The organism is Atopomonas sediminilitoris (assembly GCF_022601735.1).
Taxonomy (GTDB): domain Bacteria; phylum Pseudomonadota; class Gammaproteobacteria; order Pseudomonadales; family Pseudomonadaceae; genus Atopomonas; species Atopomonas sediminilitoris.
Genome location: NZ_JAKUMM010000002.1, coordinates 38,101 through 55,861, shown reverse-complemented (window position 1 = coordinate 55,861; position 17,761 = coordinate 38,101). Strand labels below are relative to the sequence as shown.

The window sequence follows — 17,761 nt, the reverse complement described above, 5'->3', positions numbered from 1 at the left end:
TGCCAACCTCTGTGCTCAGGCTTCGCGCGGGTCTGAGTTGTCCAACACGGTTTGGGTCTGGGTATCGCGGAACGCTTTCAGCGCTTGGTGATACTCGGGGTACTTGTTGCCCAAAATACTGGCCGCCAACAGCGCCGCGTTAATAGCGCCGGCTTTACCGATGGCCAAGGTCGCAACCGGCACGCCGGCGGGCATTTGTACGATCGACAACAGCGAGTCGACGCCCGACAAAATCGACGATTGCACGGGCACGCCCAGCACTGGCAAATGCGTTTTCGCCGCGCACATGCCTGGCAGATGCGCCGCGCCGCCGGCACCGGCGATGATCACTTCGAGCCCACGGCCTTCGGCTTGTTCCGCGTATTGGAACAGCAGATCAGGCGTGCGGTGGGCAGAAACCACCTTCACTTCGTGGGGAATGCCGAGCTTTTCAAGCATCTCGACAGTGTGGCTGAGGGTAGACCAGTCGGACTTTGAGCCCATGATCACGCCAACCCGTGCAGTCATTGATAGAGCCTCTTGCTGGGCGCCAAACGGCGCACTAGAAAGTCAACAAGCCACGGCGTCACCGGAAAATAAACTGTACTTCCGGCCGTTCGTGGCTTGCCCGGCGCGCAGCGGCAGCCACGCGTTAAGGGGCGATTATACCTACAAAAGCCGCGCAGGGCAGGGCCAGTGGGCACCTAGCGCGCTTGCAGTTTTTCTAAACGCTGCCAAAACCGCGTAATAAAAGGCTTATGGCGCAGCGCGCAGCGGTACAAACGAATCTCCAACGCAATCGCCCAGCGCGCATCGCCGCAGATCACCAATTCACCGCTGGCCAGCTCGCGACGCATGGTCAAGCGCGGCAACCACGCCACCCCTAAGCCCTCTAGCGCCATGCCTTTAAGGCCCTCGGCCATCGCGGTTTCGTATTGCGTGACGTAACGCAAATTACGCTCGCGCAACAACAAGCCTAACGAGCGGCCCAAGAATGCCCCGCTGCTGTAAGCCAATAAGGGCACCGGCTCGGCGCTGGTCAGGCTGAACAGCGGTTGGCCGTGCTCATCCGCCGCGCACACCGGCAGCATTTCACTGCTGCCCAAACTCAAGGCAGGAAACAATTGCGGATCGAGTTGCAAGGTGGCTTCGGGGTCGTGATACGCCAGCATCAAATCGCAGCGCCCTTCACGCAGCGCCAGCATGGCCTCCCCCACGTTGGTGGCGACCATGCGACTGCGCAGCGGCTCACCCTGCGCGCGCAAGCTGGCCAGCCAGCCGGGGAAGTAGCTCAGCGCCAACGAGTGGGCCACGGCAAACTGCAGCATCTCGCCTTGGCTGTCGGCCAGATTATGCAGCTGACGCATAGCATCGCCCAATTGCTCGACCACGCTGCGCGCCGTGATCAAGAACAAGCGACCGGCCTCGGTCAGCTCGACCGGCGTACAGGAGCGATCGACCAGCGTCAGCCCCAGCGCTTGTTCCAAGCTGCGAATGCGCCGACTAAACGCCGGCTGCGTGACAAAGCGCCGCTCAGCCGCCTGCGAAAAACTGCGCGTGAGCGCCAGCGCGACGAAGTCTTCCAACCATTTTTGTTCTAAGTTCATGGCCTGCTCGTGGAGTGCATGGTGGGCCCCCGAGGCGGCAATGTCGCTCGCCTGCTGAGGGATGACGCATGGCTGTAAGTCACACGCACCGTATGCCGATACGGCATAGTGTAGCCAGCAACGGCATTAGCCAGCCATGCCTTGGCCACCTAGCCTGCACGCACTTACCCCGCACACAAGGCAGATCGGCAACATGACCACGCGCTTGGAAAAAGACTTACTGGGCACCTTAGAGGTGCCCGCAGCAGCCTATTACGGCATTCAAACCCTGCGTGCCGTGCATAACTTCAAGCTCACCGGCGTACCGCTGGCACACTTTCCACGCCTCGTGATGGCGCTGGCGATGGTCAAGCAGGCCGCTGCCGATGCCAACCGCCAACTGGGCCACTTGAGCGCCGCCAAACACACAGCCATCAGCACCGCCTGTGCGCGCATTATTCAAGGCGAATTCCACGAGCAGTTTGTGGTGGACATGATTCAAGGCGGCGCCGGCACCTCGACCAACATGAATGCCAACGAGGTGATCGCCAACATCGCGCTGGAAGCCATGGGCCACGACAAAGGCGACTACCAACAACTGCACCCCAATAACGACGTCAACATGGCGCAGTCGACCAACGACGCCTATCCCACGGCGATTCGTATCGGCCTGTTGCTCGGCCACGATGCCTTGTTGGTCAGCCTCGACCAGCTGATTCAAGCGCTGGCTGGCAAAGGCTTGGCCTTTAACCACGTACTAAAAATGGGCCGCACCCAGCTGCAAGATGCCGTGCCGATGACCCTCGGCCAAGAGTTCCGCGCCTTCGCCACCACCCTGGGCGAAGATTTGCAGCACCTTAAGCTGCTGGTGCCGCAATTGCTGCACGAAGTGAATCTGGGTGGCACCGCCATTGGCACCGGCATCAATGCCGATCCGGCGTACCAAAAACTGGCCGTCGAGCGCTTGGCCATCATCAGCGGCCATCCGGTGAAACCTGCGGCCGACCTGATCGAAGCCACCAGCGACATGGGCGCCTTCGTGCTGTTCTCCGGCATGCTGAAGCGCCTCGCGGTGAAGCTGTCGAAGATCTGTAACGATCTGCGCCTGCTCTCCAGCGGCCCACGCACCGGCATCAATGAGATCAACTTGCCGGCGCGCCAGCCCGGCAGCTCAATCATGCCCGGCAAGGTCAATCCGGTGATTCCGGAGGCGGTGAATCAGGTGGCGTTTGAGGTGATCGGCAACGACCTCGCACTGACACTGGCCGCCGAAGCGGGGCAATTACAGCTCAACGTGATGGAGCCTTTGATTGCCTACAAAATTTTCGACTCCATCCGCCTGCTGCAACGCGCGATGGATATGCTGCGCGAGCATTGCATCGACGGCATCAGCGCCAATGAAGCGCATTGCCGCGCCCTGATGGAAAACTCCATCGGTTTGGTCACCGCGCTCAATCCCTATATTGGCTACGAGAACGCCACCCGCATCGCCAAACTGGCGCTAGACAGCGGCCGTGGCGTGCTGGAACTGGTGCGCGAAGAACAGCTCCTCGACGAAGCCACCTTGGCCGACATCCTGCGCCCCGAGCACATGGTCGCACCGCGCTTGCTGCCGCTAACGCGCTAAACCGCGCAATGGTCGCCCGCCCCGCTTGCCAGCAAGCACTCGGGGTAGGCACCATCGCCTGACACTTAGCTTAAGGACTAGCCATGTCAGACCTCACTGTGCGCCCCGTTACCGCTGCCGATCACGCCGTTTGGCTGCCTTTATGGCAAGCCTATTTGACCTTTTACAACAGCCGCGTGGCTGACGACGTGACCGCCACCACGTGGCAACGCTTTCTTGAGCCGAGCGAGCCGATGCACGCCGCTTTAGCTTGGCGTAATGGCGAAGCAGTCGGCCTAGTGCATTGGATTTTTCACCGCTCCTGCTGGACCAGCAGTGACTACTGCTACCTACAAGACTTATTCGTTGCCCCGCAGGTACGCCAAGGCGGCATTGGCTCAGCCTTGATTAAGCACGTCTATGCCGCTGCACAAGCCGCCGGAGCCAATCGCGTCCACTGGCTGACCCAACATGACAATCACACCGCTCGCAGGCTGTACGACCATATCGCCAGCCACACGGGCTTTGTTCAATACCGCCACCTATTGAGTTAATCCGCCATGCCCGCAGCCCACAACGTGATGATTCTCTACACCGGCGGCACCATCGGCATGCAGCCCTCCGCCGCCGGCTTAGCACCGGCCGGTGGTTTTGCCGCACGGATTCAGGCTGAGCAAGCCCAGCAAGCGCTCAGCCTGCCGACATGGCAATGCCGCGAGCTGACGCCATTATTAGACAGCGCCAACATGACGCCCAGTCAGTGGCTACAGATGCGCGACGCGGTCGTCGAGGCCATCGAGGCCGGCCATGACGCCATCCTGCTGCTGCACGGCACCGACACCCTCGCCTATAGCGCCGCCGCTCTGCGCCTGCTGATGCCCGACGTGCCGGTACCGGTACTGATCACCGGCGCCATGCAGCCCGCCGGCACCCCTGCAGGCGATGCGTGGCCCAACTTGTTTGGCGCGCTTGCCACCCTTGCCCAAGATTGCGCCAGCGGCGTGCAGGTATTTTTTAACGGCCAACTGATGCACGGTGCGCGCGTCAGCAAACGCAGCAGCACACGATTTGACGCCTTTGCGCCAGTAGCCCGCCCGCGCCAAGCGCCACGCCTAGCCACCCTGCCCGCCACACTAAGCTGGCAACAGCCACGCCGTCATGTGCCGCTGGCCCTGATCAGCCTGTACCCGGGCATCAGCGCCAGCGCCGTGAGTGCCCAGCTGGAAAACGTCAACGGCGCGGTCATCGAATGCTACGGCAGCGGCACCGGCCCCGCCGACAACCGCGCCCTGCTCGACGCTCTGCGCAACGCCCAACAGCGCGGCGTTGTGCTGCTAGGCATCAGCCAATGCAGCGAAGGCGCCGTGCACTTCGGCACCTACGCTGCGGGTAGCGCGCTGGCCGCCTGCGGCGTCATCTCCGGCGGCGGCATGACCCGCGAAGCCGCACTGGGCAAACTGTTTAGCCTGCTCGGCGCTGGCCTCAAGCCCAGCGAATGCGAGCAACTGCTGACAGAAGACCTCTGTGGCGAGATGTGCGACTAACCCTTAAAAGCGCCACGCTGAGCGTCACGCCGCCCGATAAGCAACCGGCTCACCGCGTCTTTTTCAGTCGCCAAGTTGCATCGCGCAGGGCGGTCATGAAAAATGCTTCAACCGTCTTCGCTACAGAGTCGTAGGCGCCCCCCGATGCTTACAAGGAGTTGCTCATGTTCAGCCGCCTCGCCAATGTATTCAAAGGCCTTCTTTCCCTGTTCATCAAAGATCTTGAGCGGAAGAACCCAGAAGCTCTGTTAGAGCTCGAACAAGAAAACCTGCGCCAGCAAATTGCCAACTTTAATCAAGGCTTGGCCGCCCATGCTGGCTTGGCAGAACGCCTGATCAGCCAAGTACGTAAGCAAGAAAGCGAAGAAGCCGAATTGCATGCGCGCACCACCGCGCATTTACGCGCGGGCAACAAGTCGGCCGCCGCGCAAAATGCTCTACGCCTGCAAACCTTAGCTCGCGAGTTAGAAGAAAACCGCCGCCAACTGGCGCAGGCCGAAGAAACCTATCAAAACCTGACCAAAGCCCGCGAGGTGGCCGTGGCCGCCGCACGCAGCAAAATCGAGGCATTGAAAGGGGCGATTAACGACATGCGCATGAAAACCGCTATGGCCGAGATGAATGAAATGGCTGCGGGCATGGTGAGCAACATCGGCGGCTCAGGCGACACCCTTAATCGCCTGCATGAAATGGTTGAAGAAGAGCGCACCAAAGCCGCCGGCCGCGCCCGCATGGCGCGTGACGCCATGGACATGAGCGAAGTGAACCTCAAAGAAGCCGAGATGGAAGCCCTAGCCGACCAAGCCTTAGCCGACTTCGCCGCCAAAGAAGGCTTAACCCTGCCCAGCCAAGAAGCGACACAGACCGCCGCCGCACCACGCAGCATGGGTGGTAACCCGCAAGCGGAAAGCCAATAACCATGACACAGGAACAGGGGGTTCCGTCGTGGTTACACGCACTGCGCTTGGGTTATGAAAGCGGCGCGCACGGTCAGTTTGTACTGCACGGCAATGTGCACGATCGTTTCGTGGTCGATAACCAACTCGTCAGCCTGACGCGCTACCTTGAAGCCCAATTACTGACCAACTTCGATGTGGTGTTTTCCTTTGATGTGGGTAACGGCTTAAGCGTACTACGCGGCGCCGAGCAACTTGCCCAATGGCCCAAAGCCGACAGCCTGCAGCCTTGGCCGAAAAACCCGCACGAAGCCGTTGAACTGGTCAGCCGCTACCTGCGCTATCGCGCCAACTTGCACGCCTTGGGGCGCGCGCAAAGCAGCCATGTGGCGATTATTGTGCGTGGCGCCGAGCTGATTTTGCCGGCCAATGCCGCCGGCGACTTAGCCAGTTCAAGCCTCGCCAGCCTAGTGCGCGACTGGGCTAGCGAACCCCCATTCAGCGACATGCCCTTCGCCAGTTTATTGCTGGTAGAAAACCTCAACGACTTGCACCCACTGGTGGCCAACAACCCCAGAATTGAGCACTTACAAATACCCTTGCCGTGCACCGATAGTCTGGCGCAATGCCTAGCCCTGCTGCGCGTAGAACACCCCAACGCCTTAGATGAAAACACCACCTCAGCGGCACAAGCGCTGAGCGGCGTAAGCCTGAGCGCTCTAACCAGTCTCGTGAAACAGCGTGCCTTTGAAGGCCTGCCGCTCAGCGCACAAGACTGGATCAAAACCAAGAAAGCGCTGGTTGAGCGCGACAGTAGCGATCTTGTCGAGTTTATCGAGTCCAAGCGCAGTCTTGATGACTATCACGCCCAAGACGCCCTTAAAACTTGGCTACGCCAAGACATGGCGCTCTGGCAGGCCGCCGACCTGATGGCGCTCCCCAAGGGCTATATCTTTTGCGGCCCCGTGGGCACTGGCAAAACCTACCTAGTGGAATGCTTAGCTGGTGAAGCCGGCGTGCCGGTGGTCAAACTGAAAAACTTCCGTGACCGCTGGGTTGGCTCAAGCGAAGGCAATCTGGAAAAAATCTTCCGCCTTATCCACGGCCTTGGTCGCTGCATCGTCTTTATTGACGAAGCCGACCAAGCACTCGGCAAACGCGACGGCGGCTCAAGCGATAGCGGCTTATCAGGGCGCCTGTATTCGATGATCGCGCAAGAAATGGGCGCCGCCGACAATCGCGGCAAAGTGATTTGGATTCTTGCCTCATCTCGCCCGGACTTAATCGAAGTTGATCTCAAACGCCCGGGTCGCGTCGATGTGAAAATCCCCCTGCTGCCGACCACCACGCATCACGAAAGCGCCACCCTATTAAGCGCCCTGCTCAAGCGCTTTGAGCTGCCTCTTGAGGCCGCCGCCATGACTGGACTGGACTTGCCACTGCTACTGACGCCAGGGGCAGCGGAGGCCTTAGCCGCTAAAGTTTATCGCCATGCACGCACCACGCAGCAAGCCCCGCTGGAGGCACTCAAGGCCTGCTTACAGGGTTATCAACCGCCGGTTGCCGAGCACATCCTGCACGAGCAAATGCGGCTCGCGATTCGCGAAGCCACAGACATCGACTTTGTCCCACCGAGCCTGCGCCACCTTGCTGAGGAGCCTGCGTCCTGATGAGCCTTGGCCGCACTCTATGGTGTGCTTTCAACGCCCGCCCGCTTGGCATGCCCATCCCGCCCAACTGGTTTGGTCTTGCCGCTTTTGCCTTGCTTGGCGCTTTCGTCAGCCCCGGCTTTTGGTTACTCGGTGCGGGCCTAGAGCTGACGTATTTAGCGACACTCAGCGGCAACGCTCGGTTTCGCCAGAGCATCGCCGCTCAATCCCCCGCGCAAAATACCGATGCTGAGCACTACAACACCGCGCTAGCGCAATTAAGCAACACCCAACAACAGCGCCAGCAGGCCATAGAAGAGCGTGCCCGCGAAGTGCTGCAATTGCTCTCCCGCTCGCCGTTAATGGCCAGTCACGCCGCCAGCCTTGAACAGCTGGTATGGCTGCACTTGCGCCTGTTAGTGGCTGGGCAAGCCCTGAGCGTGGTAGTCGACACGGCTAATAAAGAAAGCCACGAGCTAATAGAGCAAGAACAAAACCTCGACCAACGCCTGCAAAGCAACGACCTCAGTACAGAACTACGTCGCAGCCTAGAGCAACAAAAACAAGTGATCGATGCACGCCAAGCAGCACACAGCGAAGGCTTGCGCCGACAAGAACATGTTGAAGCCGAGTTGCAACGTATTGAGCAGCAAATTGCGCTGATCCGCGAACAAACCTTGCTGGCCACCGACGAAGAACAAATTGGCGCGGCACTTAATGCCTTAACCAACTCGTTTAACGATGCTAGCCGCTGGCTCAACGAGCAGCGCGATTTGCTTGAAGTGCTCAGCTTCGACACCCCCAAGAAATTGCCCAGCCATGTGTTGCAGCGCCCTATCCAAGGTGCCGCACCGACAATAAAACAATGAGCGTTGCCCAATAACGCCCGCCAATGACAAGGAGACAAGTCATGCGTTTTAGCTTTTCGCCCCAGCGCCAACATGGCAATGCCGCCGGCAAAGTGATCACCGGCCTACTAGCACTCGGCCTTTTAGGCCTAGGTGGCTGGTTGGTGAGCAATGACTTAGTCGGCACGCAAGGCAATCCGCTCAGCAGTGTGCTTGGCACAAGTAGCGCCGCCCCTACGCCGATTGAAGCGCTCACCACGCCCCCTGTACTGCAATCCGCCGCGCCGTATGAAGTCATCAACAATATCGTTGATATCGACATGAGCGAATACGCCGGTTACGGCGGCCTAATCGTGGCGAATGGCGGCCTAGAGCCCAATCCTGAATCGTTTTTTGCCAAAAACTATGGCTTTCAGGTGCGCTTAAGTAAGGGCGAAAGCGAGGAGTGGTCGGCACTGAACAATGGGCAAATGGCCGCGGTGGCGACCACTGCCGACGTAATGGCGGTGCTGGGGCGTCAGTTTGATGTCAACGTACCTGCGCAAATCGCCTTTTCTCGTGGTGCCGACCAGCTGGTGGTCGACAGCAACATCGCCAGCGTCAACCAACTCAAAGGCAAAGTACTGGCTGCTAGCCAATTTAATGAGAGTGAGTTTTTTATTCGCTATCTCGCCTCCGAGGCTGGCGTGCCGGTGCGCGTATTGCGTGATCTTAACGCCCGCCCCGCCCCTCAAGAGCTGGGCTTAGTGTTTTACGAAGATGCCTTCGTCGCGTGCGATGCCTATGAGGCTGAGCTCAGCGATGATCACCGCCTCAACGGCTGCATCGGTTGGTCGCCGCGCACCGATGAAGTGGTCGCGGAGTCAGCGGGCGCGGCCAAAATGCTGGTATCAAACCGCAACCTTCTGGTGGTAGCCGACATTCTGGTGGTCAATAACGGCTTTGCCAAACAGCACCCCGAAATGGTTAAAGGCCTTGTGCACGGCCTTATGGAGGGCAACAGCCTGCTGCGCAACAACCCCGAAGCGCATGCCGACACGGTCGCCAAAGCCTTTGGCTGGACACGCCAAGAAACTCTCGACGAACTGAAAAAAGTTCACTTAAGCAACTTGCCGGAAAACTTAGCCTTCTTCGATGGCAGCATCGACTCGGCCGGCTCATTCCAAAGTATTTTTCAGTCCTCCGTACTGGCCTATGGCGCACTGATCCGTAACCCCACCGACCCTGCCCGTTTTGTGGATGACCAACACCTTAAAGCGCTGCAACAAGACGGACTGTTCCAAGGTCAAAGCATTGCCATTGCCCCGATCCGCACCAGCGGCAAGGTGGCTTTAGAGGGCGACGCCCTGCTCAGTAAAGATATTCGTTTCTTCTTTGAGGCCAACTCCGCCGAGCTCGACAAACAAGCGCAAGAGAACCTGGGTTATTTGGATACCATTAAACAGTTTTTACAGGTCAGTCCGGGCTCCATCGTGCTGTTGCGTGGCCATGTGGATAACAGCCTAGTGCCCGATTTCCAGCATCGCGGCGGTCCCGCACTGGTGCAGCGCATGGCACTGAAGGCGATGGCGTTATCCAAACAACGCGCGCAAGCGGTGAAAGACGCCTTGCTGACGCGCCACCCCAACATCAACGCCGACCGCATCGAGTTGGTGGGGCGCGGCTGGGAAGAACCACAAAGCCAAGACAGCGAGCTTAACCGCCGCGTCGAAGTGCAGTGGTTCACCTTGGAGTAATACTCTTTACCAGCCCCCACGCTGCCTCAAACAGCCTTGCCCCAGTGCGAGGGTTTACAACCTGTACAAGGACGTCACATGCAATTGGATAGCCTCGACCATCTTGTCCTCACCGTGGGCGATATCGACGTCACTTTGGCGTTCTATCAACGGGTGCTGGGCATGCAGGCGGTGGAGTTTGCTGGCGGACGCAAAGCGCTGAGCTTTGGTACGCAAAAGATCAATCTGCACTTGGCCGGTAACGAGTTTGCGCCGCACGCACGCCAACCGCTGCCGGGCAGTGCCGATTTGTGCTTTTTAACCCACGTGGCGCTGGCCGACGTGATCGCTCACCTTGACGCCTGCCAAGTGCCGATCGAAGAAGGCCCCGTACAGCGCACCGGCGCCACAGGGCCGATCTTGTCGGTGTACTTGCGCGACCCCGACGGCAACCTGCTGGAAATTGCCAGCCCCCTAGAGGCCCGCCCCGCGACTTAAGCCAGCCAACCTATCGCACGAGCAATGCTGATCAGCCCAACAATTAGCGCAAAAAGGGCTCAACTCGACATAAGCCCAATAGGCCTTAAACACTGCACACCACGTGGGCAGGATGGCGTCGGCGATATTGACCAGCTATAGCCACAATACCGAGCGCTCCGGCAGGCAGCAGTTATCCGCGCCAAAACGGCGCTGATAACTGCTGCGGAGGGGGTTAAAAAGCCGTTAAATACGCTTAACCGTGGCGGTACTATGAATAACCTGCACCCAACAGCTCTACGGCAGGCTTGCGGCAGTTTTTTTAAAAAGACCCGAATTGAATCGGTGACTCCTTAAAAGTCGAAGAGCTCTGACAACAAGCTACTGCGCTTTTTCTTTTTGTAATCGTCACTGCCGTAACGACTGTCTTTGTAATGCTGATGCTGCGGTTGAGTGACTGGCTGAGCAACTAACCGCTGGGCCGGCTGCGCTTGACTGCCTACTCCCTCGCTACGCTCGATAATTTTGTCCAACTCACCACGATCAAGCCAAACACCTCGGCATTGCGGGCAGTAATCAATTTCGACGCCTTGCTTCTCGGTCATCAGTAAGGTCACGCTTTTACAAACAGGACAAAACATGCTCGACACCTCTCATCTCGCGCCTGAGCGCAGCTATCGACTCTGACCCGCTAAGCGGGCAAATGTTCCGAGCAACCCTTTGCAAGCACTCAACAACAACTCGCCGCGTCAGCGGTGGCTGGATTGTCGTAGGGAATGCCGCCACCGCAGCCTTCGAACAAGCCGTAATGTCGGCTGAAGTCACCGATAAAGGTGAAGTGCGGGGCAAAGCGGGTGGCGTGGAGCATGTGCCAGGTGTTGCCGCATACCGGGAAGACTTTGCCGGCTTGAATCAGGTGATGCTTATCCAAAGCAAAGGCTTGTTCGGCGCTGGGGATGGTGCCGTGGTAGATCACCGCTTGGCCATAATCTTCGCAGGCAGGCTCTAAGCCTTTGAGCTTGAACAGTCGGTACGTGGCGGAATAGAAGCGGATGTTGCCGGTTTTCGCGGCCAAGGTTGGGTCCGTCACGGCGATGGGGCGATCTTCGACCAATCGTGGGTCACTAAAGCCGTGTCGCTTGGCGAGGTTTTCAAAGTCATTCCAGTACAGCGCGCCGCCTAGGCATTCGCCATACAGCACGGCGTCGTCACGCACTGCCGCGGGCACGCGGCGATCGGCATAGACATCACTGAAGTACAGCTCGCCGCCCGGCTTCAGCAGGCGGTACGCCTCGCGCAGCACGGCGTCTTTGTCGGGCGACAGGTTGATAACGCAGTTGGAAACAATCACGTCGAAGCTGTTATCGGCCAAGCCCAGGGCGTCGAGTTGTTCGATATAGCCTTGGCGAAACTCGACATTGGCAAAGCCAAACTGCTCGGCGTGGTAGTCCTGATGGGCGCGCGCGACGGCCAGTTGCTCGGCGGTCATGTCCACCCCGACCACCTTGCCGCTAGCCCCCACCATCTGCGCTAGCACGTAGCAATCGCGCCCGGAGCCTGAACCCAAGTCGAGGATGGATAAACCTTCGAGCAAGTGCGGGGCAACTAAGCCACAGCCGTAATAGCGCGACAGCACCTCGCCATGCACCTTGCCAAGCAAAGGCTTGAGCCACTCAGGCATGCTGGTCGCGTCGCAACAGGCGCTGGTTTTAAGGTCGGCGCTGCTTTGCAGGGTTTTGCCGTAATAGTCCTGAACGCTTTCGTGCATGATTTGCCTCTCTGTGATCGCCATTGATGACGCTAATGCCGGGCTAACGTTACACCACCTGCAAGCTGTGTTTACCCAGTACACCACCCCGACAAGCGGCTTGCATGGCCGCACGGGCCTCGCTGAGCGGGTACTGCGCAGCCAAAGGGATCTGCAATTGCCCCTCGCTATAGAGGTCGAGCAGTCGCTGTAAGGCGCTCCCGTCAGGGCGCACCCAAGCATGCCGAAGGCGCTGCTGGGTTAATCCCAAACGCTCGCGGAGGGGGGCGCAAAAACTGGCCAAAGACGGCAGATTACTCAACAGCATTCCCCCTTGAAGCAAACCAGCCCGACACTGCGGCAAGGTTAAAACACTGGCCATGTCATAGATGAGACTCAGCCCCTTAGGCATTGCCGCCACATCAAAGCGGCGGTAATCGAGCACTTGCGCAGCGCCTAGTGCATGCAAGGCGTCAGCTTGCTCAGCGCGAGCCACAGCAATCACCTCAGCGCCCAGAACCGTCGCCAACTGCAGCGCAAAAACCCCCACACCACCGGCAGCCCCATTAATGAGCACGCGCTGCCCGGCCTGTAGCTGCGCAACGTCAGTTAAGGCCTGCAGTGCAGTGAGCCCAGCCAAGGGCAAGGCAGCGGCCTGCGCCCATGGCAGCGCGGCAGGCTTTCGCGCCAACGTACTCGCGCGCGTCACTGCAAACTCGGCGTAACCACCGCCTAAGGCAAACCCATGCCAAGCCGGCCGAGGATAGCCATCGAGCATGCAGCACACTTCATCCCCCACTTGCCAGCCAGACACATCTGGCCCCAGTGCGGCAATGCGCCCGGCGACATCATGTCCCGGCACTAAGGGCCACGCGGGCCGCTGGAAGGCCCGCAACTGACCCGCCAGCTGTTTCCAATCCAACGGGTTGATCCCGGCGGCATAGACCTCAATAAGCACCTGCCCCACTTTGGGTGTGGGCTGGGGTAGATCACACCGCTGCAGCGTGTCCGGGCTGCCGTAGTGATCTGTTGCCATCGCGCGCATCCTGCCTCCTTGCGTCAACGTTTGGGTTAAAACTTATCGGCGCGAAACACCTCAACCGCCGACAGGTAACACACCATGGCAAAGTTGGCGTAGTAGTGCTCGTGCAGATAATCGGCGATGTTTTGCGCCAGCTCACGGTTGCAGATGACTTCGACGCGGATATTGCCTTCGGTGTCCCAGCCGGCACTGCGCACGCCGCGCCCGCCACGACCGCGGGCATCCGCAATCGTCCAACCGGGTGCGCCGAGTTTTTCCAGCGCTTGTTCGAGCTTGTGCTCCAGCACGGCTTCGCAGATCACCGTGAGCAGGGTGCGTTGATGAGTTTGCATCGCGAGCCTCACAGGGTGGCGGCCAGCCACTGGGCCAGCTGCAGGTAAAGGGGAATCCCGATGACGATGTTAAACGGGAAGGTAATGCCGAGCGAGGCAGTCAGCGACAGCGATGGGTTGGCCTCGGGCACGGCCATACGCATGGCCGCCGGCACCGCAATGTAGGAGGCCGAGGCAGCCAACGTGGCGAGCATCGCCACACCACCGACCGACAAACCCAGCGCCACACCCAGCCCAGCGCCCGCGACACTGGAAACCAGCGGCATCAGCGTGGCAAACACCACCAGCGGCACGCCATAGCGTTTGAGTGAGCCCAGCTGACTGGCCGCGATCAAGCCCATCTCCAGCAAAAACAGCGCGAGCAATGGCTTGAACAAGGTGAAGAACAACGGCTCCAGCGGTTTAACCCCCGTCGGGCCGGCGATCCAACCAATCAGCAGGCCACCGATCAGCAGCACGATACTCTTGCCCAAGAACAGCTCATGGCCGAGGGCCTTCCAGTCGGTATCGCGACGGATGCCCTTGGCCAGAACGATACCGACCAAGATCGCCGGCACTTCGAGCACCACCACAAACAGCGGCAGATACTCTTCAAACACGATGCCTTGCGCGGCCAAATAAGCCACCGCCACGGCAAAGGTGCCCACGCTGACCGAGCCGTAATGCGCCACCAAACTGGCTGCATCGGCACGGGCAAAGCCAAACACGCGCAACAGCGGGAACGCCAGCAAGGGCAACACCACGCCCATGGCCAACACGGCCACACTTTGCCCAAGCAACGACCAGCTGGCTTGCTTGGCCAGCTCGACGCCGCCTTTTAGGCCAATGGCGAGCAGCAACAAAATGGACAGGGTTTCGTAGAGGGAGGCCGGCAGCTTTAACTCAGATTTCAGCAAGCTGGCGGTAAAACCTAGCAAGAAGAACAGCACTACAGGGTCGGACAGGCCCATCGCAGTTTATCTCTTAACGGATCAGCAAAAGGGCACCCCAGCCACGGTGGCTAGGGTGCCCCACACACTTAGGCTTCGATTTCGATCAGTACTTCGCCCGGGTTCACCCGGTCGCCTTTGGCCACGTGGACCGCGGTGACTTTACCGGCGATCGGCGCTTGCACTTCGGTTTCCATCTTCATCGCTTCGGTGACCAACACCGCTTGGCCAGCCTTGACGCTGTCGCCCTCTTTGACCAGCACATCGACGATGTTGCCGGGCATGGTGGTGGCCACATGGCCGGGGCCAGTGGCTTGCTTGCGCTTGCCGGGGCCGCCGGCGATAAAGCTGTTGAGCGGCTCGAACACGACTTCTTCGGGCATGCCGTCGAGGCTCAGGTAGAAGTGGCGCTTGCCATCGCCCTTAACGCTGACGCCGGTAATGTCGACGCGGTAGCTTTCGCCGTGCACATCGATGACAAACTCGGTCGGCGTGCCTTCGGCGGCCGGCGCGGCGGCGCCGCCTACGGGTTCAGGCAACAAGGCTTCGGGCTTTAAGGTGCCGGCGGCGCGTTCTTCAAGGAACTTACGGCCGATGTCCGGGAACATGGCGTAGGTCAGCACGTCTTCTTCGTTCTTGGCCAGTGCACCGATCTCTTCACGCAGCTTGGCCATTTCGGGCTTGAGCAGATCGGCTGGACGCACGTCGATCACTTCTTCGTTACCGATGGCTTGCTTGCGCAGCGCCTCGCTCACGGTGCCCGGCGCTTTGCCGTAGCGGCCTTGCAGGTACAGCTTGACCTCGTTGGTGATGGTTTTGTAACGCTCGCCGGCCAGCACGTTAAACACCGCTTGGCTGCCGACAATTTGCGAGGTCGGCGTAACCAACGGCGGGAAGCCCAAGTCCTCACGCACGCGCGGGATTTCCTCAAACACCTCGCTGATGCGGTTCAGCGCGCCCTGCTCTTTAAGCTGGTTGGCCAAGTTACTCATCATGCCGCCGGGCACTTGGTTGATTTGTACGCGGGTGTCGACGGCGGTGAACTCGCTTTCATACTGGTGGTACTTCTTACGCACCGCATGGAAGTACAGGCCGATCTCTTGAATCGCCTCAAGGTCGAGGCCGGTGTCATAAGGCGTGCCGCGCAGCGCCGCGACCATCGACTCGGTACCGGCGTGGCTGGTGCCCCAAGCAAAGCTCGAGATGGCGGTGTCGATGTTGTCGGCACCGGCCTCAATCGCCTTGAGCTGGCACATGCTGCCAAGGCCTGCGGTATCGTGGCTGTGGATAAACAGCGGCAGGTCGATGGCGTCTTTCAGCGCTTTGACCAAGTCAAAGGTGGCGAATGGGGTCAGCAAACCGGCCATATCTTTGATCGCGACCGAGTCCACGCCCATGGCTTGCATGGCTTTGGCTTGCTCGACAAACGCCGCAACGGTGTGCACGGGGCTGGTGGTGTAACACAGCGTGCCTTGGGCGTGCTTACCGGCGGCCTTGACCGCTTGAATGGCCACTTGCAGGTTGCGCACGTCGTTCATGGCGTCGAACACGCGGAACACGTCGATGCCATTGGCCGCCGCTTTGGCGACAAAAGACTTCACTACGTCATCGCTGTAGTGGCGATAGCCGAGTAGGTTTTGCCCGCGCAGCAACATTTGCAGGCGCGTATTAGGCAGCGCGGCGCGCAGCTTGCGCAGGCGCTCCCACGGGTCTTCCTTCAAAAAGCGCACGCACGAATCGAAGGTGGCCCCACCCCACACTTCCAGCGACCAGTAGCCGATTTTGTCCAGCTTGTCGCAGATCGGCAACATGTCGTCTAAGCGCATGCGTGTGGCAATCAGCGATTGGTGGGCATCGCGCAGGATGGTGTCGGTAACGTTAATTTTCTTGCTCATCAAACAAATCTCCTTGAGCGGCGCAGGCGCTGATCAGCCGAGTGCCGCGCGGCAACAGTCGTGTGGCTTACAGCCCCGCATGCGCGGCAATCGCCGTGGCAATAGCAATGGCAAAGTGCGATGGATTGCGCTTGATCGAATAGTCCAGCAGCTCCGGGTGTGCCTCCACAAAGCTGGTGTTAAACACGCCGGTACGGAACTCGTCGTTACGCAGGATTTCCTGATAGTAGGCCGCGGTGGTTTTCACCCCTTGCACGCGCATGTCATCCAAGGCACGCAGGCCACGCTCAAGCGCTTCTTCCCAGGTCAAGGCCCAGACCACCAACTTCAAACACATGGAGTCGTAATACGGCGGAATGGTGTAACCGGTGTAGATCGCCGTGTCGGTGCGCACACCGGGGCCACCGGGTGCGTAATAGCGGGTGATCTTGCCGAAGCTGGGCAGGAAGTTGTTTTTCGGATCTTCAGCGTTGATGCGGAACTGAATTGCATAACCGCGGAAGCTGACGTCTTCTTGCTTGAACGATAACGGCAAGCCCGCAGCGATGCGGATTTGCTCGCGCACGATATCGATGCCGGTGATCTGCTCGGTGATGGTGTGTTCCACCTGCACGCGGGTGTTCATTTCCATGAAGTACACCTCGCCCTCGGCGAGCAAAAACTCCACGGTACCGGCGTTCTCATAACCCACCGCTTGCGCCGCCTTGACCGCTTGCTCGCCAATGTAGGCGCGCTGCTCGGGGGTCAGCTGGGGGCTGGGGGCAATTTCGATCAGCTTTTGATTGCGCCGCTGAATCGAGCAGTCCCGCTCGAACAAGTGCACCACGTTGCCCTGACTGTCGGCCAGAATCTGCGCTTCGATATGCTTGGGATTGACGATGCACTTTTCCAAGAATACTTCGGCACTGCCGAAGGCCTTGGTGGCCTCGGAAATCACCCGCGGGTAAGCCTGCTCTAATTCCTCGCGGCTGTTGCAGCGACGAATACCGCGCCCGCCGCCACCGCTGGTAGCCTTGAGCATGACCGGATAACCGATGCCATCGGCCTCGCGTAGTGCTTCGGCCAGGTCCGCTACATTGCCCTCGGTGCCGGGGGTCACCGGTACCCCGGCGGCAATCATGCTGCGGCGGGCTTCGGTTTTATCGCCCATGCGACGAATCACTTCCGCCGAGGGGCCAATAAACTTCACCCCGCGCTCGGCGCAGATATCTGCCAGCTCGGCGTTCTCGGACAGAAAACCGTAGCCCGGATGCAGCGCATCACAGCCGGTTTCTACCGCCAAGTTCACCAGCTTACGCGGGTTCAAATAGCCTTCGAGCGGGTCTTCGCCCACGCTGTAGGCTTCGTCAGCCCGCTTAACGTGCAGCGAATGCCGGTCGGCATCGGCATAAATAGCCACCGAGCGAATGCCCATCTCGGCGCAAGCGCGCACGATACGAACGGCAATCTCGCCACGGTTAGCAATCAGAATCTTCTTGATCACAGGTGTCTCCCTCAGCCCGGACGCGCACGCCCC

General features: G+C 59.6%; 17 protein-coding genes. 8 read left to right on the top strand and 9 right to left on the bottom strand.

Going from position 1 to position 17,761, the window contains the following annotated elements; genetic code table 11:
- Window positions 1-15 precede the first annotated feature (15 nt).
- Both purE and MKI83_RS02685 read right to left on the bottom strand, forming a co-directional pair.
- The gene (purE, locus tag MKI83_RS02690; protein WP_241583202.1) at window positions 16-507 is read right to left on the bottom strand and encodes a 5-(carboxyamino)imidazole ribonucleotide mutase; all 492 of its coding nucleotides are present in this window, start codon (window positions 505-507) and stop codon (window positions 16-18) included.
- A 176-nt stretch (window positions 508-683) separates the two neighbouring features.
- Window positions 684-1,586 carry a LysR substrate-binding domain-containing protein gene (locus tag MKI83_RS02685; RefSeq protein WP_241583200.1) on the bottom strand — a complete coding sequence of 301 codons (903 nt, stop codon included), beginning with the start codon at window positions 1,584-1,586 and terminating at the stop codon, window positions 684-686.
- Between the two features lie 193 nt (window positions 1,587-1,779).
- On the opposite strand from MKI83_RS02685, the gene MKI83_RS02680 reads away from it, so the two are divergent.
- The 8 genes from MKI83_RS02680 (at window position 1,780) to MKI83_RS02645 (ending at window position 10,321) form a co-directional block, all read left to right on the top strand.
- Complete coding sequence (locus MKI83_RS02680; protein ID WP_241583666.1) at window positions 1,780-3,192, top strand: aspartate ammonia-lyase; 1,413 nt, start codon at window positions 1,780-1,782, stop codon at window positions 3,190-3,192.
- 83 nt (window positions 3,193-3,275) lie between these two features.
- Window positions 3,276-3,725 (top strand): GNAT family N-acetyltransferase, encoded by a 450-nt coding sequence (locus MKI83_RS02675; protein WP_241583199.1) that lies wholly within the window; start codon window positions 3,276-3,278, stop codon window positions 3,723-3,725.
- Window positions 3,726-3,731: 6 nt separating this feature from the next.
- The gene (locus MKI83_RS02670) at window positions 3,732-4,715 is read left to right on the top strand and encodes an asparaginase (RefSeq protein WP_241583198.1); all 984 of its coding nucleotides are present in this window, start codon (window positions 3,732-3,734) and stop codon (window positions 4,713-4,715) included.
- Window positions 4,716-4,879: 164 nt separating this feature from the next.
- Window positions 4,880-5,632: a PspA/IM30 family protein gene (locus MKI83_RS02665; protein ID WP_241583197.1), complete on the top strand. Its 753-nt coding sequence runs from the start codon at window positions 4,880-4,882 to the stop codon at window positions 5,630-5,632.
- A 2-nt stretch (window positions 5,633-5,634) separates the two neighbouring features.
- Window positions 5,635-7,281 carry an AAA family ATPase gene (locus MKI83_RS02660; protein WP_241583196.1) on the top strand — a complete coding sequence of 549 codons (1,647 nt, stop codon included), beginning with the start codon at window positions 5,635-5,637 and terminating at the stop codon, window positions 7,279-7,281.
- Window positions 7,281-8,129 carry a hypothetical protein gene (locus MKI83_RS02655; RefSeq protein ID WP_241583195.1) on the top strand — a complete coding sequence of 283 codons (849 nt, stop codon included), beginning with the start codon at window positions 7,281-7,283 and terminating at the stop codon, window positions 8,127-8,129. Before MKI83_RS02660 ends, MKI83_RS02655 begins: the two co-directional genes overlap by 1 nt.
- 41 nt (window positions 8,130-8,170) lie before the next feature.
- Complete coding sequence (locus tag MKI83_RS02650; protein ID WP_241583194.1) at window positions 8,171-9,844, top strand: phosphate ABC transporter substrate-binding/OmpA family protein; 1,674 nt, start codon at window positions 8,171-8,173, stop codon at window positions 9,842-9,844.
- A gap of 78 nt (window positions 9,845-9,922) precedes the next feature.
- Window positions 9,923-10,321, top strand: coding sequence for a VOC family protein (locus tag MKI83_RS02645; protein ID WP_241583193.1), 399 nt, complete (start codon window positions 9,923-9,925; stop codon window positions 10,319-10,321).
- A gap of 332 nt (window positions 10,322-10,653) precedes the next feature.
- Here MKI83_RS02645 and MKI83_RS02640 read toward each other — a convergent pair whose 3' ends face one another.
- The 7 genes from MKI83_RS02640 to MKI83_RS02610 form a co-directional block, all read right to left on the bottom strand.
- Entirely contained in the window at window positions 10,654-10,941 is a 288-nt protein-coding gene (locus MKI83_RS02640) for a TFIIB-type zinc ribbon-containing protein (protein WP_241583191.1), read from the bottom strand.
- A gap of 89 nt (window positions 10,942-11,030) precedes the next feature.
- Window positions 11,031-12,068: a methyltransferase domain-containing protein gene (locus MKI83_RS02635; protein WP_241583190.1), complete on the bottom strand. Its 1,038-nt coding sequence runs from the start codon at window positions 12,066-12,068 to the stop codon at window positions 11,031-11,033.
- Between the two features lie 49 nt (window positions 12,069-12,117).
- Entirely contained in the window at window positions 12,118-13,083 is a 966-nt protein-coding gene (locus MKI83_RS02630; RefSeq protein WP_241583189.1) for an NADP-dependent oxidoreductase, read from the bottom strand.
- Between the two features lie 35 nt (window positions 13,084-13,118).
- A complete protein-coding gene (locus tag MKI83_RS02625) occupies window positions 13,119-13,421 on the bottom strand; it encodes a P-II family nitrogen regulator (protein ID WP_241583188.1) in 303 nt (100 codons plus the stop codon).
- Window positions 13,422-13,429: 8 nt separating this feature from the next.
- Window positions 13,430-14,371, bottom strand: coding sequence for a sodium-dependent bicarbonate transport family permease (locus tag MKI83_RS02620; RefSeq protein ID WP_241583187.1), 942 nt, complete (start codon window positions 14,369-14,371; stop codon window positions 13,430-13,432).
- A gap of 68 nt (window positions 14,372-14,439) precedes the next feature.
- A complete protein-coding gene (gene oadA, locus MKI83_RS02615) occupies window positions 14,440-16,245 on the bottom strand; it encodes a sodium-extruding oxaloacetate decarboxylase subunit alpha (protein ID WP_241583186.1) in 1,806 nt (601 codons plus the stop codon).
- A 67-nt stretch (window positions 16,246-16,312) separates the two neighbouring features.
- Window positions 16,313-17,728 carry an acetyl-CoA carboxylase biotin carboxylase subunit gene (locus MKI83_RS02610; RefSeq protein WP_241583185.1) on the bottom strand — a complete coding sequence of 472 codons (1,416 nt, stop codon included), beginning with the start codon at window positions 17,726-17,728 and terminating at the stop codon, window positions 16,313-16,315.
- Between the last annotated feature and the right edge of the window lie 33 nt (window positions 17,729-17,761).